The sequence below is a fragment of the Pseudorhizobium sp. NPDC055634 genome (assembly GCF_053618655.1).
In genome coordinates this window covers 558,719-578,641 of record NZ_JBSHHW010000001.1, presented here as the reverse complement: position 1 = coordinate 578,641, position 19,923 = coordinate 558,719, and the positions used below count along the sequence as shown (strand labels likewise).

At 61.8% G+C, this 19,923-nt stretch carries 18 protein-coding genes; 8 read left to right on the top strand and 10 right to left on the bottom strand.

Translation table 11 applies throughout. The features are described from left to right. Positions 1 to 27: 27 nt before the first annotated feature. Positions 28 to 1,002 (top strand): Bug family tripartite tricarboxylate transporter substrate binding protein, encoded by a 975-nt coding sequence (locus ACWGPT_RS02820; protein WP_452604044.1) that lies wholly within the window; start codon positions 28 to 30, stop codon positions 1,000 to 1,002. 91 nt (positions 1,003 to 1,093) lie between these two features. Here the strand turns inward: ACWGPT_RS02820 and ACWGPT_RS02815 are convergent, their stop codons facing one another. From ACWGPT_RS02815 to ACWGPT_RS02805, 3 genes are all read right to left on the bottom strand, one after another. Then, positions 1,094 to 2,011, bottom strand: coding sequence for a hypothetical protein (locus ACWGPT_RS02815; RefSeq protein WP_452604043.1), 918 nt, complete (start codon positions 2,009 to 2,011; stop codon positions 1,094 to 1,096). Positions 2,012 to 2,089: 78 nt separating this feature from the next. Next, positions 2,090 to 2,983: a 3-keto-5-aminohexanoate cleavage protein gene (locus ACWGPT_RS02810; RefSeq protein WP_452604042.1), complete on the bottom strand. Its 894-nt coding sequence runs from the start codon at positions 2,981 to 2,983 to the stop codon at positions 2,090 to 2,092. Between the two features lie 124 nt (positions 2,984 to 3,107). After that, complete coding sequence (locus ACWGPT_RS02805; RefSeq protein WP_452604041.1) at positions 3,108 to 3,632, bottom strand: helix-turn-helix domain-containing protein; 525 nt, start codon at positions 3,630 to 3,632, stop codon at positions 3,108 to 3,110. Between the two features lie 279 nt (positions 3,633 to 3,911). Here ACWGPT_RS02805 and ACWGPT_RS02800 point away from each other — a divergent pair, with 279 nt between their 5' ends. The 5 genes from ACWGPT_RS02800 (at position 3,912) to ACWGPT_RS02780 (ending at position 8,262) form a co-directional block, all read left to right on the top strand. Next, on the top strand, positions 3,912 to 4,553 hold the full coding sequence (locus tag ACWGPT_RS02800) for a c-type cytochrome (RefSeq protein ID WP_452604040.1): 642 nt from the start codon (positions 3,912 to 3,914) through the stop codon (positions 4,551 to 4,553). Positions 4,554 to 4,731: 178 nt separating this feature from the next. Beyond that, the gene (locus ACWGPT_RS02795) at positions 4,732 to 5,796 is read left to right on the top strand and encodes a ketopantoate reductase family protein (protein WP_452604039.1); all 1,065 of its coding nucleotides are present in this window, start codon (positions 4,732 to 4,734) and stop codon (positions 5,794 to 5,796) included. Positions 5,797 to 6,215: 419 nt separating this feature from the next. Continuing rightward, the gene (locus tag ACWGPT_RS02790; protein WP_452604038.1) at positions 6,216 to 6,446 is read left to right on the top strand and encodes a DUF1127 domain-containing protein; all 231 of its coding nucleotides are present in this window, start codon (positions 6,216 to 6,218) and stop codon (positions 6,444 to 6,446) included. Between the two features lie 262 nt (positions 6,447 to 6,708). Next, positions 6,709 to 7,095: a P-II family nitrogen regulator gene (locus ACWGPT_RS02785; protein WP_452604037.1), complete on the top strand. Its 387-nt coding sequence runs from the start codon at positions 6,709 to 6,711 to the stop codon at positions 7,093 to 7,095. 636 nt (positions 7,096 to 7,731) lie between these two features. Continuing rightward, positions 7,732 to 8,262, top strand: coding sequence for a YgjV family protein (locus tag ACWGPT_RS02780; RefSeq protein WP_452604036.1), 531 nt, complete (start codon positions 7,732 to 7,734; stop codon positions 8,260 to 8,262). Between the two features lie 44 nt (positions 8,263 to 8,306). Here ACWGPT_RS02780 and ACWGPT_RS02775 read toward each other — a convergent pair whose 3' ends face one another. From ACWGPT_RS02775 to ACWGPT_RS02755, 5 genes are all read right to left on the bottom strand, one after another. After that, positions 8,307 to 10,832 carry a two-component system VirA-like sensor kinase gene (locus ACWGPT_RS02775; protein ID WP_452604035.1) on the bottom strand — a complete coding sequence of 842 codons (2,526 nt, stop codon included), beginning with the start codon at positions 10,830 to 10,832 and terminating at the stop codon, positions 8,307 to 8,309. Continuing rightward, entirely contained in the window at positions 10,789 to 11,781 is a 993-nt protein-coding gene (locus ACWGPT_RS02770; RefSeq protein ID WP_452604034.1) for a cytochrome-c peroxidase, read from the bottom strand. The genes ACWGPT_RS02775 and ACWGPT_RS02770 overlap by 44 nt, the downstream gene beginning before the upstream one ends. Positions 11,782 to 11,804: 23 nt before the next feature. Beyond that, positions 11,805 to 12,533 carry a response regulator gene (locus ACWGPT_RS02765; protein WP_452604033.1) on the bottom strand — a complete coding sequence of 243 codons (729 nt, stop codon included), beginning with the start codon at positions 12,531 to 12,533 and terminating at the stop codon, positions 11,805 to 11,807. 426 nt (positions 12,534 to 12,959) lie between these two features. Continuing rightward, positions 12,960 to 14,252: an MFS transporter gene (locus ACWGPT_RS02760; RefSeq protein ID WP_452604032.1), complete on the bottom strand. Its 1,293-nt coding sequence runs from the start codon at positions 14,250 to 14,252 to the stop codon at positions 12,960 to 12,962. A 235-nt stretch (positions 14,253 to 14,487) separates the two neighbouring features. Then, the gene (locus tag ACWGPT_RS02755) at positions 14,488 to 15,216 is read right to left on the bottom strand and encodes a response regulator (protein ID WP_452604031.1); all 729 of its coding nucleotides are present in this window, start codon (positions 15,214 to 15,216) and stop codon (positions 14,488 to 14,490) included. A 356-nt stretch (positions 15,217 to 15,572) separates the two neighbouring features. Here ACWGPT_RS02755 and ACWGPT_RS02750 point away from each other — a divergent pair, with 356 nt between their 5' ends. Next, the gene (locus tag ACWGPT_RS02750; RefSeq protein WP_452604030.1) at positions 15,573 to 16,964 is read left to right on the top strand and encodes an FAD-binding oxidoreductase; all 1,392 of its coding nucleotides are present in this window, start codon (positions 15,573 to 15,575) and stop codon (positions 16,962 to 16,964) included. 75 nt (positions 16,965 to 17,039) lie between these two features. Here the strand turns inward: ACWGPT_RS02750 and ACWGPT_RS02745 are convergent, their stop codons facing one another. Then, positions 17,040 to 17,363: a hypothetical protein gene (locus ACWGPT_RS02745; protein ID WP_452604029.1), complete on the bottom strand. Its 324-nt coding sequence runs from the start codon at positions 17,361 to 17,363 to the stop codon at positions 17,040 to 17,042. A gap of 303 nt (positions 17,364 to 17,666) precedes the next feature. Between ACWGPT_RS02745 and ACWGPT_RS02740 the strand changes: the two genes are divergently transcribed. After that, the gene (locus ACWGPT_RS02740; protein ID WP_452604028.1) at positions 17,667 to 18,536 is read left to right on the top strand and encodes a PCC domain-containing protein; all 870 of its coding nucleotides are present in this window, start codon (positions 17,667 to 17,669) and stop codon (positions 18,534 to 18,536) included. 109 nt (positions 18,537 to 18,645) lie between these two features. Here the strand turns inward: ACWGPT_RS02740 and ACWGPT_RS02735 are convergent, their stop codons facing one another. Further along, positions 18,646 to 19,767 (bottom strand): branched-chain amino acid ABC transporter substrate-binding protein, encoded by a 1,122-nt coding sequence (locus ACWGPT_RS02735; protein WP_452604027.1) that lies wholly within the window; start codon positions 19,765 to 19,767, stop codon positions 18,646 to 18,648. Positions 19,768 to 19,923 lie beyond the last annotated feature (156 nt).

Genomic DNA, 19,923 nt, shown 5'->3' with positions numbered 1-19,923 from the left:
CCTAGCGGGCGGAGGGAGGAGCAAGAGATGAACAGACGTGAATTCATGGTGCTGGGCGGGACGGCAGCCATGCTGGCTTCCGGCCGGTTTGCCCTGGCCGATCAATGGCCGAGCAAATCAGCCGTCGTGATATCCGCATATCCGCCGGGCGGGACGAGCGACATCATTACGCGACTGGTGGCCGACCTGCTAACGGCAAAATTCGGCCAGCAGTTCGTCGTCGAGAACCTCGCCGGTGCCGCGGGTGCACTGGCGGGCGGTCGGCTCGCCCGGTCGGCGCCGGACGGCTATACCATCATGGTGAGCGGCAGCGCGCCGATCGCCGCCAACAAGGTCGTCCAGAAGAACCTCGCCTATGATCCGCAGGTGGACTTTACCCCGATCACGATCATCGCCCAGAGCCCGGCACTCCTGACCGCCAGCGCGTCTGCCCCTGCCGGTACGTTGCAGGAGCTTGTCGCCTATGCCAGGGCCAATCCCGGCAAGGTCAATATCGGCAATCCCGGTGCCGGGACCAAGGGCCATATAGCGGCGGCGATCATCGGCCAGATGGCCGGCGTGGAGATCAACCACATTCCCTACAAGGGATCGCCGCCCTTGCTCGCCGACCTTCTCGGGGGCCACATCGACTTCGCCCTCGATGCACCGTCGAACTACCTGCCGCATGTGCGGGAGGGGAAGGTCCGGGCACTTGCCGTCACCTCGGCCGAGCGCGCGTCGGAACTTCCGAACGTGCCGACGGTCGGGGAGCAGGGCTTCAAGGATTACGAGCAGACGCTCTGGTTCGGCGTGGTCGGTCCGAAGGACTTGCCAGTGGAGATCGTGAGCGCGATCAATGGCGCCATCAAGGAATGGGCCGACACGCCGGCGGCCAAGGAGAAGCTCGCAACGCTCGGCCTGACGCCCGTCGTCAATTCCCCGCAGGAGATGAGCGAGGCGATACAGCGCGAGATCGACGCTATTCGTCCGCTGGTCGATGCAGGGCTCGTCCTGCCCACCTGAACGATCGCGCCCGGGGTTCGTCCGCTGGACGCGCGCCCCGGGCCGCCGTTGCCGATGAGGATGCCCGGGACTCCTCCCGGGCATCGCCGATTCAATCCTGCTGCGGTCTCATCGGATAATCGTCCTCGTTGAGGACCCAGCCGGGCTTCAGCGAAAAATCCAGGCGTGGCGGCGCGAAGATATCCACGAGCTGGTTCACTCCGCTCCCCTCCGCCGTGGTCGTGTGGATTGAGGGCGGCGGGATCACGCAGATCGACGGAGACTCGCAATAGAGATGTTCGTCCTCGCGCCAGACATTCATGTTGGTGGTCCAGGGCCAGCGCAGGTGGTGCGTGAAGGCGCCGCTCAGTGCCAGCGAGCACTGCTCGAAGTCGTCATGATGATGCGGCGAGACCTTATCCCGCTCACGGGGTCCGATCCGGGGATTGAGGTAGTTGATCATGAAGGTCGTGCAACGATAGATCCGCCCGAAACGCGACGGATCGTCCGGCACGTCGAGCGTGTACCACCTGAGCTTCAACCCGCCCGGCGGCTCCGGCCAGGGTTCGAAGGGCGTCACATTGGGATGAGGCTCGCTGAACGCCGCTGCATTGGAGGCGGACGCAGCCATGTCGGCAGATTTCGGAGTGAAAAGCCGGATGATCGGCCCCGGGGCCAGCATTCGGATCGTGCTCTCGCCCGGCGGCACGAAGGCGACCGAGTAACCGGGGACGGTGGTGGTTCCCTCCGCCGTGGTGATCTCGACCGACGTGTCCTTCTCGGGGAGGATGACGGCATACTCGTCAGGCTGGCCGCTCCGCGAGAAAAGGCCGCCCTCCGCGCCGCGGCTGTAGGCCACCACGAAGCTCCCGCCCCGGCTGATCCAGGTGTCTCCGTGGTCGTCTGAAACCTGTGGCTCGGTGCCATAGAAGAGGCACAACTGCGAGCCGAAGAATTTGTCGTGCGTCTTGCCTGCCTTCGGCTTTTCGGTCGCGGCAAGGGCGGATCGCGGGTCGCTCTGGATGTACATGCTGGGGCTCCAGTTATCGTTGAGGATGATGCGGGACCGCGATTGGTTTCGGGCGAGCCCGGCCTGTCGGTCCGCCGGTCAAGCCGCCTTGGGCAGCTGCCTCTTCAGGCCGAGGATCTCGCGGGTTTCCGCCGGCGTGGCGATCGAGCCCCCGAGGTCCTTGACGATTCGGGCGGCCTTGCGCACGAGTTCTGCATTGCCTTTGGCAAGTACGCCTTTTTCGAGATAGATGTTGTCCTCCAGCCCGACCCGGACGTGGCCTCCGAGCAGGAAGGCCTGCGCCAGCATGGGGAATTCCCAGCGGCCGATGCCGAAGGCAGCCCAGTGGGAGCCGGCAGGCAGAAGCGATTTCATGTAGGCCAGCGTCTCCGTCGTCGCTATCGCGCCATAACGCACGCCGAGCACGATCTGGAAGAGGGCAGGGGCGTCGAGCCTGCCTTCCTGGATGAACTGGTTCGCGAGCTGGATGTCACCGCTGTCGAAGACTTCAAGTTCCGGACGAACGCCGGCATTGCGTATGATCTCGGCCATGATGGCAAGGTTGCGCGGCGTGTTGATGACGACGGAGTTGCCCGAATACATGGTGTTGAAGTCAAGGCTGCAGAGTTCCGGGCGCAGCGCCAGTATGTGCTCTACCCGCCGCTCCGGCACCATGAGAGTGGTGCCGGAAGCGGCGACCGCCGGATCGGCTTCGCTCGGAACGTATCTCTGTCCCGGACCGGTCGTGAGGTTGATGATGACGTCCTCGTCGGCCGCGCGGAGCCGATCGACCACCTCGCGGTAATGCTGCATTTCCATGCTCGGACGGCCGTCCGGATGACGAACGTGGATATGAACGATGGCGGCCCCGGCTCTGACGGCCTCGAGGCTGGAACTGGCGATCTGCTCCGGCGTCACGGGCAGGTAGGGCGTCGAATCGACGGTTGTGATGTTGCCGGTGATAGCGCAACTGATGATGGTCGGCTGAACCAATGCTCTCTCCTGCGTCGTGGAGCATCGAACCTGCCCACCGCCCGGTCGTCGCATTGTCTCGAAGGGGACGCAAAAGCTCTTCCTCGGCGTTTCGCAGGAAGAAATTGGCGCGCCCTCAGGCTGCCTAGGCGCTAACCCAGTGGCCGAGATCATTTCCATCCGCCGGCACCGCCTTGTCGACGCTGCGACGGTCAGGACCCGGGAAACGACGGCGTCCCATCATCTGCTCGCGCCACACCTTTGGCGTTACGCCGTAGAACCTCTTGAACGTGTTGCTGAAGTGAGCCTGATCGACCATCCCGATTTCCAGCGCGATCTCGCTCAGCGAACTGTCGGTGCAGAGCATGAGGATCTGGGAAATGTTCAGGCGCTGGCGCAGGACGTAGTTATAGGGCGAGTCATGGAAGGTGAGCTGGAACGCTCTGGAAAAATGGCTCTCGCTCAGCTTGGCATGGGCAGCCATCTTTGCGACCGAGATGCAGATGCTGAGGTTGTTTTCGACATAGTGAAGGACCCTGCTGATCTGCCAGGGGGTCAGGCCGCCGGTGACCGCAGGTGCGTTCGCCGTTCGGGCGATGCGGCGGATACGCTCCTTCCGCAACGGCAATGTAACCGGCACCCCCTGAAAGTCTTGATGCACGTCTTGCATGTAACCGCTCCTAGTTGATGCCCGTCCGGAAGAACGGCTCCCTGTCGCTTCAGGCGAAATCGCGCGTGGTTCCATACGTTGCGTCCCAGGTCGGGACGCTGCGAGTATGTTACGGACGCCGATACTGGAAATGCATGGCGGTGATGTCCCCGCGAAAGATGGGCGCATCTTTATATTAAAGCGATGACGAATGTACCCCTCGCCGTCGCAACAGTTTGTTCCTCTGGACTAGACAATCAAAGAAAATACTCGTCACGCCCCAAAGCCAAAGGATTGCAAATGAAAGGCTGTCGGCGGAGCGCGACATTTGCGGCCAACAATCTCTGGCTAGAAGCGGGACGGCTGCGTGTGCAGCCGCGAGCTGAAACCAGGAGTAGCGCCGTGCCTATTTTTTCCTTTCGTCCCAGAGTATTGGCATGTCGATCCACATTGGCCCTCTGGGGTCTGACCACGCTTCTCCTGCCGCAGCCGAGCCAGGCAGAATCCATTGCCAGCCTTCTGCAGAGGGGAGAATATCTGGTCACCATCGGCAATTGCGATCACTGTCACACGCCCGGACATTTCCTCGGAAAACGACAGGATGCGCAAAGGCTGGCGGGGTCGGATGTAGGCTTCCAGATTCCGGACGTCGGCACGATTGTGGGACCGAATATCACCCCAAGCAAGACGACCGGTATCGGCAACTGGACCAGGGCGGAAATCATCAAGGCCTTGCGGACGGGGGAAAGGCCGGACGGCCGGATTCTCTCCACCATCATGCCGTGGCCCGATCTCGCAAAACTGACCGACCGAGACATGGAGGCCATGGTTGCCTATCTCCGCTCCCTCCCGCCGGTAGAAAGGCAGACGCCAGGCCCGTTCGGACCCGGTGAGCCCGTGTCGGTCCACGTATTCCAGTTGATGCCGCCGGATGTCGATTAGTTGAAGCGAAGGGCCGCCCATCAGGCGATGGGTGTGGCCGGAACTCGCGTCTCGATCAGCAGCATGCCCCATGCTGACGGATGGCATTTGTAGCGGTTTGCGGTGTTGCCGAAACCTGTCTGTAACAGTCCCGCAGCAAACGTTCCGTCGCCCGGTTCCGCCTGCGAAAGGTAAGACAATGCAAGGCAAATCCGCTGATCCGATTGTCTGCGTCGCAGGTGCGGGGTCCATCGGCCTCATGCTCGCCGGTCGGCTGATGATCGGCGGTGCCAGGGTCAGGCTGGTCGCAAGACAGGCCAGCGTCGATTTCATCCGCCAGTACGGCTTGCGTCTGGTCGACACCGACGGCACGCATCACCTGCGACCCGAGACCGGGGTGGCGTCGCATTTTTCAGCGGCAGACATCCTTTTCCTCTGCTCGAAATCCTATGACCTTGCCGAGCTTGCGGTCTCCGTTCGTCATCTGATCTCTGCCGACACCCTTGTCGTTCCGATCGTCAACGGCGTCCCATGGTGGTATTTCGATGGCCGGAACGATGTCTGGGACGGGCAGCCGATCCTCGCGGTCGATCCGGAAAACCGGCTGAAGACGGTGATATCGTCACGCCAGGTAATCGGCACCACCACGATGGTCACCGCCGAGAGGCTCGATCGAGGCACGGTCCGGATCATGAACGGGCTTCAAATGACCATCGGCGAACTGGATGACCGCGTAACGCCAAGGCTGGCGGAACTTGGCCTGCTGCTTGAACGAAGCGGCTTTCGTGTCGACATCGTGCCACGGATAAGGGATGCGGTCTGGAACAAGGTCGCGAAGAACCTGATCTCCAACCCGTTGACGGCGATTACCGGTGCAAGCCTGGGCACTGTTTTTTCCGAACCCGTTCTGGCCAAGGTGTCGCGCCAGATGCTTCACGAAGTAACGCCGCTGATCGAGGCCCACGGCGCACGGCTCGATATCGATGAGCAATCGATTTTCCTGCAGGGCGCGAAGCTCGGAGCGTTCAAGACGTCCATGCTCCAGGATATCGAACGGGGGCGTCCGCTGGAATTGGCGGCCATCTGCGATGCGGTGCTCGAACTTGCGGCGGGCCACGGTATCCCCATGCCCGTCGTCGAGGCAGTCCGAAATATCGCCCATTACTGCTCGGAGCGACCGGACGAGGGCGTGCTCCTGCCGGTGGAGAGTGCACGACCGGCGACGGCGGAGGTCGTGAAAGGCGATTTCTCCCGGCGTCAATAGGGAGGCGGGGCGATTGCGGCGAACGCCTTGTGCGCAGACGCGAATGCCGCCTTCAGGGAACGCTTGACGAAACGCCAGATTGTTCGCGGGATCATTTCACCCTCCGGGTCGCGCCCAGTCGGCGCAACAGGATGGTGATGGCTGGAGATCAACCTTTGATCACAGGTCGACGGCAAAAGGTTGCAGGTGAAACGCCCGTGAATCGTGGAGGTACGGCTTTCTCCAACGGCTGAGGGTCCGCACGATGCGGCAGTTTCAGGCCCGTTCCGTGGCAACTCGGCGACAAAGATGTCGTTGCTCCGATTTCCCGGTTCCAATCGAAAGACAATTCCAGCCCCCTGAAATCCCGAGGCCATCCCGATGGAGAAAATGGGCATGCAACCGGTGATGCCGGTGCATACCGCTCATCACGATGGAGGATGAAGATGACTACGCATTTGATCGGATCATTCGCAGGGAGTACGAGAACTCAAGGCAGGGCCTCGCGGCTGGTCGCCGGACTTGCGGCGGCTTGGCGACGATGGAGCCGACGGCGACGCGCGGCGGAAACCCTGTACAGCTTGCCTGATTACTACCTCAAGGATCTCGGCATTTCGAGAAGCGAGATCGAAGGCGCGGTCCGAGGTGACTTCAACCGAGGCAGGCTCTAGCGCGACGGGTGTCCAGCCCGCATATGCCTTCGAAGCCTTGGTTCATCCGGACCGGGCACAATGATGCAGACGCGATCGCGTCCAGGGCATTTTCGAGGATGGCGGCAGCATTGCCGCCTCGAACGCCAGGCTATCAGGCGGACGACGCGTCCCTGCTGGTGTCCCGAATTTCCTGGAATGCTTGTCCCTGTTCGGCATCCCATGCCGGACGACGGTCGCAGCGAGCCTCGCCGGCTCCTGAGGTTATTTCCGGAGATTTCAAATGAAGAAGATCGAGGCCAATATCCCGACCTTCCGCCTGCTCGAGGTAAGGGAGGCATTGGCCGTCCTCGGGATGTTCGAGTTCCTTGCGATCGATGCCAATGACGTGGCGCAGGCGGCCGGGCTGATTGAACTCCATCGCGGGCTTGCAGCGGAGAGCGATTTGCGCCCCGTCCTGCGGCTGGAAATCCTCGTGGAGGATGATCTCATCCGGCCAGCCATCGCGGCCATCGCCTCCGGAGTGGCTGGTCTGAGGGACTGGGACCTTCCTGGCTCTCACAGATATCCAGAGCGTCACGACCATCGACGGTACTCGACCTGGTGCAGTGCCATTTACCGCGTAGACGCCGCGGATCCCGACTTCCCGTCTCTCGACAGGCCTCAATGAGCTGGCGTCGACGATCTTCTTCCCGCTACGGACAGTTCGGGCTGGCCTTCAGGTCATCTTGAGGGGCGGCTCCGCTCCCACGGCGCAGAGATTCCCGAGGGCAAAAAGAAAGGGCCAACGGAAACCGAAGGCCCTTCAAAGCTGGAGGGACTGGGCCTCCAGAGGGAACAGCCGAGACCATCCCGGGAGAACATGGCCTCAACGCTTTTCATATCAGCCTTCTTTTTCTTCAGCACAATAGCTCCCGCATCGGGTGTTAGTTTTGACATCAATATCCGTGGTTTGTAACGCCCGGTTAATCGAGCCGGACCGCTTCCGGTTTCAGATTACACGGCTTCATATCGTTTGAAGCCTCGCGCTCGCGAAGCGAAATTTCCCGACCATCGGCACGAACTAGGACTTCATCCGCGACGCCGGCCGTCTCCTCGGACGGCGGCCGAAACGAAGGTTGGACCACACGGAGGAGGTGGTTATGAACTCTCTCGCCAGACTGCCGGGCGAACTCGATCCCTGCACGCTTTTTTCCGCGGCATTGCCCCGCCGGGCGCCAGTGCCGGCTCGCGCCCATGCAGCCGGCATCCCGATTATGTCCCCACTACCGTCGATCGCGCGTAACGGCTTCGAGGAGCCCGTGTGATGCTTCCCGTCATCGATGGCAACCCCGTCGCCATAGCCGCGGCAGGCTTCGGTGCCCTCTGCCTCATATCCTGGCCGTTCTTTCCCAATCGTCGGCTCATGCTCCTGGTTCAGCTTGGAATAGGCTTGGGCTTTGGTGCTCATTACGCGCTGATAGGGGCCGGGACGGCAGCAGTTGCAAACTGGCTGAGCGCCTTGCAGGTCGCCTTGTCGCTGCGGCTGCCAGCCACCGGGTGCTGGCGCTGGGTTCCCGTTTCTCTGCTGATTGCGGCCATGCTGGTTGTGGGTTTGCTCACCTTTGCGGGGCCATCCTCCATGTGTGCAATGGCGGGGACTGTAATCCTTGCGATCGGCAGGATGCAGATCGACGAACTCCGCCTGCGCATATGGGTGATGGCCGGCACCATACCCTGGCTTGTGCACGACCTCCTGGTCGCGTCGCCCATTGCCGTCGTCGATGCAGTCGGCATAGCAACGGCTCTTTTCGGGATCTGGCGATCGCGCCGCGCAATCCCCGCGTGTCACTCATGAGAGTACGGCACTGCTCCGCTGAGGCGGGTCCGGCCTCGCCTCGTTCAGCGGGCGGTGTTCATCAGATCAAAGATCGCATTTGCCAGGGCCCTGGAGCTGAAGGGCTTCTTCAGGAATGACGCGGTGATCTCCGGATTTGCGACACATTGCTTGCGGTCATCCTCGACCAGCACGAGGTAGCGGCCAGCCGACAGCGATGCGGCGAGAGAATGAGGGGGGCCGTCCAGGGAGAGGGAATCGGCGTCGATGATCATCAGGTCGGGCGAGGTGCCATTGCCGTGAATGGCCTCCTTGAGGGTCCTGATGTTCTGGTAGCCCAAGGCTTCGTAACCCAGCGCGGCGACCTTCTCCTCGTACATTTCAAGCAGGGATCGGTCGTTGTTCAGGATCACGACGCGCTCTCCGTTCCCGGTCGGGACGGCGCGCTGGTCGAAGAAGCTCTTGATCGGCAAAGGCGGGAGTGAGCTGGCCGGGAAATAGAGTTCGAAGCGGGTCCCCGATCCCGCTGCGCTCTGGACGTTGATGCTTCCGCCCAGGCTGGTGACGCTGCCATGAACGGCCGACAGGCCGAGCCCCGTCCCCCCGACAGTCGATTTCGTGGTGAAGAAGGGTTCGAACACATGGGGCAGAACATGTTCCGCGATGCCCGGGCCGTAGTCTTCGACCGACAGATAGACATAGGTGCCGGGCGATATCTCGCCGTGAGACAGGGTGCGCCTGCGCCTCACCTCGATCGTCTTGACCTCGACCACCACCTCCTGTCCCCGTGACGAGGCCTCCATGGCGTTCTTGCAGAGGTTCATGATGATCTGGTGGATCTCGATCGGGTTGCCTTCCACGACGGCGGGCTGCTGGCTCAGGTGCGCCATGAGCGTCACCTTGCTGCCGAGGGTGACCTCGATCAGCGGCAGGATGTCGGCCACCGCCTCGGTGACGCTGAACGGCCTGATCGCCCGTTCGCGCTTGCGGCTGAAGGTCAGGATCTGGTCGACGATATGCTTTGCCCGCTCGCCGCTGATCAGAATTTCCTGGACGTAGTTACGCGTCATCGAGGGCTTGCGCAGCAGCTGGAGAGCCATCTCACCATAACCCAGGATGGCGCCCAGGACGTTGTTGAACTCGTGGGCGATGCCGCCGGCGAGCGTGCCGACGGCTTCGAGCCGCTGCGCATGTTCCAGCCGGTGCTCGAGTGCCTCCCGCTCGCGCTGGCTGTTGTTGGTCTCGACGAACTCGATCAATGTCTGAAGGCATCCCTGCAGGAAGGTAATCTCGTCTGTACCCAGTTCCGGGCGCGGGAGATCGAAGAGCAGCAGCAGGGCGGCCATCTGCCGGTCTGGCATTGGGGATCCGACGACCAGCCCCAGGATCGTGGCATCGCGGGTGTAGGTCAGCTCGTTGGGCCGCAGGAGGCTGACATAGGGGGAACGGTCATGGGGCGCAGGGGGAGGGTCCTTTGCCCGAACGTCGCGGATGAAGTCGATGATGAGGGCGCGATTTTCCTCGTCCTCCTCCGCAAGTCCGTAGACCTGCTTTATCTCCTCGCTGTCGAGATTGACCATGGCCAGCGAGCACGAGTCTCCGGTGAAGAAGGACGTCATCCTGTTCAGCGCACCGTTCATGAACTCGGCGAAATCGCGTGGTGCTGTATTGAACATCTCCGCCTTGCTCTCGGCGATGACCTGTTCGTACTGCAGGCGCCGCTTCAGCCTTTCGGTCTGGTTGCGCAGGCGATAGACAAGAACGAAGACGTAGAGGCACAGCGCAATGGCCGTCACCGCGAGCAGCATCCGGCTGGCTGCCGCGCGTGCATTGGCCTCCCCTGCCACCTCCAGATACTTCGCCTGCAGGCGTTCGGCGCGCAAAGGGGTGGCGGAGGCCTGCATCGAGGCGACCTTGGCATCGACCGTCGGAAGGATCGACAGGATCATGCGGGCGTGGGCCGTCAGCGTCTGTATGTCCTTTCCGACCGGAAGGACGGGGATCGACTGATCCAGCCGGGCCAGGCGAATTCCGATGGCTCGTTTGAGATCAAGGTCAGGCCGCGTCGAAAACCGCATCATCAGGTTGCCGAGGTCGCTGACCTCATCCAGCACCGACTTGACCCCGTCGTCAGGCGACTGATGCAGTTCCGTCAGGGTCTGCCCGAACACGCCGATCGAGTTTTGCAAGAGGGCGTTGCGCGTCTTGAAGCGCTCCACAAGGGTTTCGTCCGCGTCGATCGCGGCTTGAAGTTCGGACAGCAGAGCTTCGAGCTCGCCGCGAGGACCGAAGTAGCTGTTGGCGAACAGCTCGTGAAGGGTCGCTGCGGTCTTGCGCAGCGCGACCACGGAATTGACCAGGGGATCGTAGGACATCAACAGGCCGGCACGCGCCCGCAACACGTCGCGCTGAAGCGAGGCGTGGTTGACGTCGACGGCTCTCAGGTTCAGCATCACCGCTTCATGCGCCGGGCGTCCTGCGTCGCGACCGACCGCGATGACCGCGAGAAAGATCGCAGAAAGCGTCGCAAGGACGATCAGCCAGGCTTCACCGGCGATCTTCTCCGTTAGAGGTTTGAAGCCTCTTGCCATTGTATTCTCCGGTCAGGCTTTCAAGAAATGCGGTGATTGCGTCTATTTCAGTGTCGGCGATTTCGCGTCCGAGCTGGCTTCTTCCCATGATCGCCACCGCTTCACGGAGCGTCTCGGCCCTGCCGTCATGGAAATAGGGGGCGGTGACCGCGACGTTGCGCAGGCTCGGAACGCGAAACGCTTCCTGGTCCTGGGCGATGTCGTTCAGCGGCCATTCCGGGGAGAGGGTTGCCGAGAGCCTGTCGGTTTCGGGGTCCGCAAAGACGCCAAAAATCTGGAACATGTTGCCGCCGATATGTGCTCCCTGATGGCACGACATGCAGCCATATCCCTTGAACAGCTCGTAGCCATGTTTCTGCTGCGCCGAAATGGCGTTGGTATCACCCTGCAGGAACAGGTCGAACGGTGCGTTCGGGGTCGTCAGCGACCGCTGAAAGCTGACCAGCGCATCCAGGACGGATTCCCGATCCGGTACGTTGCCGTACACCCTCTTGAACTCAGCGCCGTAGTAGTGATGTCGACTGAGGCGCGGGAGAAGGATGCCCCACTCGTTGGCCATCAGGTTGGGATCGATCAGGACCCTCTCGTTCTGCAGGGCAAGGGAGGTGAACTTCCCGCGCCAGCCGAGCCGGTAGTTATGACCGACGTTGAAAATGGTGGGTGCATTGAAGGCATGCATCCGTCCGTCATAACCGATAGTCCGCTTCAGCGGCACGGTGCCGCCGATCGACAGGTCGTGACAAGAGCTGCAGGAGAGCGTCTGGCGACGCGACATGATGGTATCGTGAAACAGGCGGCCGCCGAGCGCCACCCGGTCCCGATCCAGCGGCGGGGTAGCCGGCAGAGGTGCCAGCGGCTCCGACGGAGCAAAGCCGCGGATCTCCTCCGCGCCGACCAGTGGTGGTCCCGGTACGGCGAGAGAAAGGGCCAGAAGGGCGATCAGGTTCACCCATAGCCGCATGGCCGGCTGGTTCACGTCCGGGCTCCCGCGGCCTGATTGACGGCCACCTCCGCATCGAAAGTATAGCCTATTCCCCGCTCCGTCTTGATCAGGCGGGGACGCGAGGGATCGGCCTCGAGCTTGCGGCGGAGCCTCAGGATCAGGACGTCGATGCTTCGGTCGAAGACTTCTTCGCTATGGACGCGGCTCGCCGACAGTAGCTGCTCGCGGGAAAGAACCTGCATCGGCGACTTCAGAAAGGCGCAGAGAAGATTGAATTCGCCGGCCGTCAGCTTCACCTCATCGCCCTTGGGACTGAGAAGACGGCGCAGCCTGACGTTCAGGTTCCAGCCCGCGAAGGCGTAGCTCTTGTCGGAACTCGTTCGCCTCGGCTGCTCGTCGGTTCGTCGCAGGCAGGATCGCAGGCGAGCGAGAAGCTCGCGAATGCCGAACGGCTTGGTGATATAGTCGACGGCGCCCAGTTCCAGCCCTACGACCTTGTCGGCCTCTTCAAGCCGGTCGCCGCTGATGATCATCACCGGGGCATCCGAGGACGTGGTTAGTGTCCGGACGATCTGGAGGCCGTCTTCATGGCCGAGGTTGAGATCGACGATGACCACATCGGCCGGATCATTGGTCATGATGCGGGTCAGGTGTTGGCTGTCGCTGAGGCCGGTGACGCGGAACGCATGCTGGGACAGGAAATCGACCAGCATGGATCGTATGGCCGGATCGTCATCAATGAGAAGAACATGCTTCATGTCGTCATGTCCACGGAAGCTTCTGACATCGTTTGCGGCCCGGGAAGACGTCCTGAAGCAACGCCCCTGATTTAACGTTGCCGCCAGGCCCGAATCCTCGCCGGAGCGACTGCGTAACCCCGCTCCGTTTCATTTGTGTTTCAGAATCTTCCCCGCCGTTGCCGATGGAAATCTGTGCAGCCGGCGCATTGGGACTTCGTGCGCTGAAAGCCGTGCCGAATGCTCCTTGCGGGTACATAGCCTGCCAATTCTCCCGAAAGCTGACGGACGTGACAGTGCGAGAGGGTGGTCGCCTTGCGGCGTCATCCCGGTTCGGGTGCACACATCCATGGCGCGCAAGCGCGCCCCGGCGTCAACAAAACCGCAAACCGCCCCGCAATCTTGCAAGATTCGATCACAAAGGGGTGGCGATCACGTGCAAGCGGGTCACGTACGCGAGCGTCCCCAGTGAAAGCCTTCTGCGGATCCCTCCAGGAGATAGGGATTGCGGTACAGATAGTGGCCAAGGCAGAAGGTGAGGAAGGCGATGAACAGGATGTAATAGGCTGGCGCCATCGGCTCGAACTGGACCAGCCAGGCTACCAAGGCGGGGGGCAGCCCGCCAAAGACCGCTAAGGTTATGTTGTACGCGGCCGACACTCCGCTTGCCCTGACGCGCGGCGGAAACGACATGACCATGATAGAGGGTGCCGCGCCCAGCAATCCGACCGTGAACCCCAGGGATGCAGAGAGAATATAAAGGAGGGGGAGGGACCAGCCTGCAAGGGAATAGAAGGAAAAGCTTGTCAGTGCGCAAAGAATGCTGCCCCCCATCATGCAGGTCGCGGGGCCCAGCCGGTCGAAGAGGAGGCCGGAAATAAAGGCGCCCGTCGTCAGGCCGAAGGCCGTGATGCTCACCGCGAGGAGGGCGTGTTGCGTTGTCACGCCGTAGACCGTCTGCAGGATGACCGGCGTCATCAGCAAGATTACGATCATACCGGCCGATATTACCCAGGTCAGCAGAATGGAGAAAGCGAGCGCAGGCCGATGGTCGTGCAGGACGGCGTGCAGGGGAAAGCTCGGCATCAATACCCGATTGCCCTTGAGCGCCGGATATATCCTCGTTTCCTTCAGCCGACGGCGAAGACAAACCGCCGGCACGGCAAGTGCAGCCCCGAGTGCAAAGGGGATGCGCCAGGCGAAGGCTTCCATCTCGGCGACGGTGAAGATCAGGTTGAGCGCCGTTACGATGACGGCGGCGAGAAGCATGCCCCCGATAAGGCCGGCGGAAACCGCGCCGCAGGCCAGCCCCACCCGCTCGCGCGGCACCTGTTCCGCAGCAAGCGTCCATGCGCCGGGAATGTCACTTCCGATGGCAATTCCCTGCAGCGCCCTGAACGCCAGCAGAAGGATCGGTGAGGCAATGCCGATCGAGGCATAGCCGGGCAGAACCGCGATCGCGAGCGTCGCGCCGGACATCAGGAGGGTGGAGAAGGCGAAGATGCGTTTGCGCCCGAAGAGGTCGCTGTAATGGGCAAGGACGATCCCCCCGAAGGGGCGGAAGACATAGCCCGCGGCAAAGATGCCAAAGGTCTGGACCGAGACGAGCCAGGGCGAGATTCCGGAAGGAAAGAAGATCTTGCCGATGACCGGGGCAAGGAAGGCGAAGACGATGAAATCGTACGTGCCGACTGCCCCGCTGAACGACACCAGCCCAACCGTTCGAAGGCTGTCCTGCATGCGAATGCCTGGGCCTGGCTTTTGCTGGGCGCTTTCCGGATACTCTATCCTGTCCGCCATACCATTTCCCACCCCCTTTGCGCGTTGCCTATGCACCATTACCCGCACATGTGAGGCGTTTGTTTCAGGGCCGGCAAGGCTTTGTTACAAAGGTAACGAAGCGAGGATGGATAACGCCTTCGCCATGGGGGAGATCGGGATATTAACTTGGGCACCACTCCCCAAGTTCAATTCGTCAGCAGGCTTTGGGTCGCGGACGATCAAGCAGCGCGACATCCGCGTTGAAGACATAGCCTGCGCCTCGTTCCGTCTTGATGAGGCTAGGGCGGGAAGGGTCGATTTCGAGTTTCCGGCGCAGCCTGAGGATCAGGACGTCGATGCTGCGATCGAAGACCTCCTCGTCGTGGACGCGGCTTGCGGCCAGCAGTTGTTCGCGGGAAAGGATTTGCCGGGGTGATTTCAGGAAGGCCGTCAGCAGGTTGAATTCGCCGGCGGTCAGTTTCACCTCCCTGGTTTCAGCGTGAACAAGCTTGCGCAGCTTCATGTTCAGCACCCAGTCGCCAAAGGTGTAGACCTTCCGTTCCTTCCTGCCCGGATTGCTGGTGCGCGGCCTCATCGAGGCGCGGACCCGGGCCAGGAACTCGCGGGTCCCGAACGGCTTGGTGATGTAGTCAACCGCACCGAGCTCGAGACCAACGACCTTGTCGGCTTCTTCTATGCGATCCCCGCTGATGATGATCACCGGGGCATCGGAGGAGGTGGAAAGGTTGCGGACGATCTCCAGTCCATCCTCGTGACCAAGATTGAGATCGACGATGACAAGATCGACAGGATCTGTCCCCAGAATGCGGACCAGATGCTGACTATCGCCTATGCCGGTAACCCTGAAGGCATGCTGGCTGAGATAGTCGATCAGAAAGCTGCGCATGCTTGTATCGTCATCGATAATCAGAATGTGCTTCAAAATTCATGCTCCTGGCGGCAAGCCCGGGGGCTGCGCGCTCCTCACCGACCGTGATGGCGCCACAGAGTTGCCGAACGGGCACGTGTAGGTCGCCGGAAACCATAGTCTCCGGGGCGGCTTTATTTGACACTCCAGATGTCACCGCGATTTCATATCCGCGGAATTGAATGCATTCGTAACATTTCCGCTCCGGAGGCGGAGGACAACAATTCCCAAGGGTAGTGTTCTCCTTCCTGAAGGCCGAGATCCAAGCATGAAGAGCGGTCGTTGCAGATGAAGCCCAAGTCAAGGCCTTCGTAATCATCCGTCAATGCAGGAAAAACAACGATCGTGACGTCAACGTCACGAGGAAGACCATGAACGATACCTGGACAAGACGAAGCCCGCTGTCGGCCGCTGCCCTGGAGGCATTTCGGCTGCATTTCGGCGAGGCGGCCATCTGGCCGGACAGCCCGCTGTACGAGAATGCCCGCAAGGTCTGGAACGCGATGATCGATCGTCGTCCCGGCCTGATCTTGATGTGCTCGAATGTCGTCGACGTCGTCACCGCCGTAAGGCTGGCGCGCGCCTACGACGTGGACGTCGCCGTACGCGGTGGCGGCCACAACATCGCCGGGCGTGGGGTCTGTGACGACGGTATCGTGATCGACCTCAGTCGAATGAAGGCGATCAAAGTGGACCCGGCGCGTCGGGTGGTCGAGGTGCAACCGGGCGTGACGCTCGGGGAGCTCGATGCGGCGACCGCACCTTTCGATCTCGCGGTGCCGACGGGGATTGCCCCGCCGACCGGGATCGCCGGCCTTACGCTCGGTGGCGGGATCGGGTGGTTGACCCACAAATACGGGCTGACATGCGACAATCTCCTGCGCTGTGAAGTCGTTACCGCCGAAGGTGCCGTCCTGACCGCAGACAAACACGAAAACCCGGAGCTGTTCTGGGCGCTTCGCGGCGGCGGCGGGAATTTCGGCATCGTCACTTCCTTCGAGTTCCAGGCGCATCCCGTCGGGAAAATCTTCGGCGGAATAGTCCTCCATCCCAGGGATCACGCACGGGGCGTCCTTCGGGTCTATCGCGACCTCATGGCGGCGGCTCCCAGGGAACTAACCGCTTACGCAGGCGTGATGTCGGCACCCGACGGAACGCCGGTGGTTGCCATTGCGGCGTGCTATTGTGGTGATCTCGACGAGGGGAAGGCGGTTCTGCAACCCCTTCGGGAGTTCGGCCACCCGATCATGGACATGATGGACATCCTGCCCTTCGTCGAGATGCAGAAACTCGGCTACCAGCCTGGCAACGCTCCCACCCACCACTACTGGCGCTCCGTTGTTGTCGACGAACTGCCGGACGCGTTAATCGACCTGATGATCGATCGCACGAACCTCGCGGCGTCCCCCCTCAGTGGATCCTTCATCCAGTTTATGGGTGGAACCGCAGAGCGACTGCCTGACGAAGGGACGGCCTTTGCGCATCGCCAACGGCGCTACAGCCTGGGTATCGAGGCGCAATGGAGCGAGAAGGGCGAAGGGGATCAGCATATCGCCTGGGCGCGCGATCTGGCGAAGGCTCTGGAGCCGTTTTCGAAGCCGGGCCATATTCTCAACTTCCTGAATGATGAGGGCGAGAGCGCCAACAGGGCGAGTTTCGGGGAGAATTACGAGCGTTTGCGTGCCATAAAGACCCGCTATGATCCGGGCAATTTCTTCCACCACAACCAGAACATCCTGCCCCTGGGTAACGGCGTGCGGTGACGCGGGAAGCTCCGTCGGTGACGACCCGCGAGTGGACCGGGGCTGCGGCCGATGCCTCCGCCCCGGGTCCTTGGCCTAATTGGGACGAACCGCCCCTTCGTAGTAGTCCCCGCTGTTGAGGTGGCCATCGACAGGCCGCCTCTGGGGTCTCGGGTAGCTCATGGTCCTGGGGCTCTCCGCCGGAACAGCCTGACGGCTGAACGGCTGCCCATCGTCCAGTAGCGATGAGTTCGAGCTGTCTTCGATGGTCTCTGGAACGAGTGCGAGGCGATGATGCGATCGACCCATGGAGCCGACCTCGTGGTCTGGCACCGGAAGAGCCCACATCGGCGCATCGAAGGCACCGGCCGATGTGGATCCGAGCAAAAGGGCGAAAGCGGCAATGGGAAGTCTGTTCATGGTATTCTCCTGCTTCGACGGTCTTGGGAGGTCGTCGGGATTTGAATGATGCCGTCGCGGCGCGGAATTCGGCGACGCTGTCGGCCATTCGATAAGAACGGGCGCGTGCGACGGTGCGATTTCAGATCCGGGAGAAGCGCCTGCAACGATAACCTGCCGAATGCAGATGTAACGGCGCGAGGTGCGCGGTGACCTGATCGGCATGCCCTGGCTCGATCCGACCGACGTCCCGGGCGGATTGATCACGGGACGATGCGCGCGGGGTATGACCGGTATGACCATTGCCCATAAGGAGGATACCAAGTGAGCGAAGCGACCTCGGTAACAGGCCGGCTCCTGCACCCCGGGCCGGCGAATCCGATCCGGCGGCAGGTCGTAAGGACCTCTCTTGCACCGGTCAGCGGCAGGCTCGAACCCGGCGAGACGGTCATCGAGGGTGTCACGCGCGTCGTTTCCGGGGCCGGATGCCGTGGCGGCGTCCTGTTCTTCGAAGATGGCGCGTGCGATCCCTTCCGGTATGTTCTGCCCGCACTCTCGCGCGACCCCGATCATGCAGCATGGTACAGCGAGACACTTGGGCCGCATGCCGGTGCGCGCTTCGTCAACGCCACCGCCACGATCGGAGAAAGGAATGGCGCTCCCTTTCTCCACTGCCACGGGCTTTGGGATGTCGGGGAGGGCGCCTTGAGGATGGGACATCTCCTTCCCTACGATAGCCTGGTCAGTAAGCCGGTGCCGGTCCGCGGTTACGGCAGCTTGTCCGCGAGCTTTGTTTCATCTCTCGATGCCGAGACCAATTTCGCCCTGTTCTCGGCAGAGGGGCGGGCAGGAAACGGTGGTGATCATGTCTTCGTGCGTTTGCGACCCGAGGAAGATGTCTGCACGGCAGCAGAGGAAATCTGCGCCGACCTGGGCATCGAGCGGGCTCGCATATACGGGCTGGGCAGCATTTGCGCGCCGGTTTTCAGCGGTGGCCGCAAGGTGAACTGCTCCGCCACGGAGGTGGTCATCCAGGATGGACTTCTCGAGAGGGGCTCCCTGGGCGTGAAGGCGATCATCGACACGGCGCTCGTCGACATGGACGGAACCGTCCACTATGGGCGCTTGCGCAAAGGCGACAACCCGGTGGCCGTGACATTCGAGCTGGTGATCGTAAACCTCGACGGGCGCTGATCAACGCCCATCGCCCCAAGAGCGATCCGAGTCCTGCTGAGGGACGCCGATGTGCGACGTGGAGGGCGGAGCCCGTATGGAAAGGGCCCCGCTGGCCGGATCGGCAGGCTTACTGCACGGTCGTATAGGTGATCGAGCCGCTGCTGTCGGGACCCCACTTGTAGACGGTGTAGTCCTGGTCCCTCCGGTCGCCTTTTCCGTCGAACATGATCGGGCCGATGGCGGTCTGGAAGGCCTGGTCGGAGGAGAGAAGGAAATCCGCGACGGCCTGCGGATCGCGCGAGCCTCCGCCCTCGATGCCCTGCTTGAGAATCTCCAGGGCGGCATAGGCGTAGAGAGTATAGGCTTCCGGCTCGAAGCCGTTGGAGCGGAAGGCCTGCACGATCGGCGTTGCCGTCGGATTCTGTCTCGGATCCGGCGCAAAGGTCATCAATGTGCCTTCTGCGGCAGGGCCCGCGATTGCCGCAAATTCACTGGATGCGATCCCATCGCCGCCGATCAATACCGCTTTCAGGCCCTGATCGGCCGCCTGCCGGACGAGCAGGCCGGCTTCCGTATAAAGGCCTCCGAAGTAGATCGCCTGGACGCCCTGTTCCTTGAGCTTCGCGATCAGGACGGAAAAGTCCTTTTCACCGGGGTTGATCCCCTCGAAGGTGACTTCCTTGACGCCCGCCGCGTTGATGGTCTTCTTGACCTCGCCGGCGATGCCCGCACCGTATGCAGTCTGGTCATGGATGATGGCGAGCGGCTTGTCCTGCAACTTGTCGACGATGTATTTCCCCGCAACTGCCCCCTGCTGGTCATCCCGGCCGCAAATGCGGATGGTGTTCCAGAGGCTGCGCTCCGTAAAGACGGGATTGGTGGAGGCCGGAGTGATCTGGAGAATGCCGTTCTCGGCATAGACTTCCGAGGCCGGGATGGAGACCCCCGAGTTATAGTGCCCGATGACATAGGTGACGCCGTCGGCAACGAACCTGTTGGCAACGGAAATTCCCTGCTTCGGGTCAGAGGCGTCATCGCCAAAGGACAGGACCACCTGTTCGCCGTCGATGCCGCCATTCGCATTGATCGTCTCGGCAGCCATCGTGGCGCCGCGACGGAATTGTTCGCCCACGGCCGCGTTCGGCCCGGTCAGAGGCCCGGCAACTCCGACCAGTATCTCGGCGTGTGCGGTCTCGGCGCCGGCCAGGAGGCCTAGCAGGATGGGCAGATATTGATAAAAGTGCGTCATTGGAACGACCCTCGCGTTGAAGTTACGGCGGGTCTTAAACCGACTCAAGATGATCGGTTTGTATCCAAACAGCAGGAAATGATGTGAACTGTAACGCGGCGCCATTATGGGGCAAGATGCCGCGACTGGCTTGGGACCAAGTCTACCCGGGCGCCG

What these genes read in the sequence shown, in the direction of transcription:
- ACWGPT_RS02760 (WP_452604032.1), bottom strand. Translation starts at nt 14,252, where the DNA reads ATGCAGGACAGCCTTCGAACGGTTGGGCTGGTGTCGTTCAGCGGGGCA.
- ACWGPT_RS02735 (WP_452604027.1), bottom strand. Translation starts at nt 19,767, where the DNA reads ATGACGCACTTTTATCAATATCTGCCCATCCTGCTAGGCCTCCTGGCC.
- ACWGPT_RS02795 (WP_452604039.1), top strand. Translation starts at nt 4,732, where the DNA reads ATGCAAGGCAAATCCGCTGATCCGATTGTCTGCGTCGCAGGTGCGGGG.
- ACWGPT_RS02780 (WP_452604036.1), top strand. Translation starts at nt 7,732, where the DNA reads ATGCTTCCCGTCATCGATGGCAACCCCGTCGCCATAGCCGCGGCAGGC.
- ACWGPT_RS02745 (WP_452604029.1), bottom strand. Translation starts at nt 17,363, where the DNA reads ATGAACAGACTTCCCATTGCCGCTTTCGCCCTTTTGCTCGGATCCACA.
- ACWGPT_RS02750 (WP_452604030.1), top strand. Translation starts at nt 15,573, where the DNA reads ATGAACGATACCTGGACAAGACGAAGCCCGCTGTCGGCCGCTGCCCTG.
- ACWGPT_RS02815 (WP_452604043.1), bottom strand. Translation starts at nt 2,011, where the DNA reads ATGTACATCCAGAGCGACCCGCGATCCGCCCTTGCCGCGACCGAAAAG.
- ACWGPT_RS02790 (WP_452604038.1), top strand. Translation starts at nt 6,216, where the DNA reads ATGAAGATGACTACGCATTTGATCGGATCATTCGCAGGGAGTACGAGA.
- ACWGPT_RS02785 (WP_452604037.1), top strand. Translation starts at nt 6,709, where the DNA reads ATGAAGAAGATCGAGGCCAATATCCCGACCTTCCGCCTGCTCGAGGTA.
- ACWGPT_RS02800 (WP_452604040.1), top strand. Translation starts at nt 3,912, where the DNA reads ATGAAAGGCTGTCGGCGGAGCGCGACATTTGCGGCCAACAATCTCTGG.
- ACWGPT_RS02820 (WP_452604044.1), top strand. Translation starts at nt 28, where the DNA reads ATGAACAGACGTGAATTCATGGTGCTGGGCGGGACGGCAGCCATGCTG.
- ACWGPT_RS02775 (WP_452604035.1), bottom strand. Translation starts at nt 10,832, where the DNA reads ATGGCAAGAGGCTTCAAACCTCTAACGGAGAAGATCGCCGGTGAAGCC.
- ACWGPT_RS02805 (WP_452604041.1), bottom strand. Translation starts at nt 3,632, where the DNA reads ATGCAAGACGTGCATCAAGACTTTCAGGGGGTGCCGGTTACATTGCCG.
- ACWGPT_RS02765 (WP_452604033.1), bottom strand. Translation starts at nt 12,533, where the DNA reads ATGAAGCATGTTCTTCTCATTGATGACGATCCGGCCATACGATCCATG.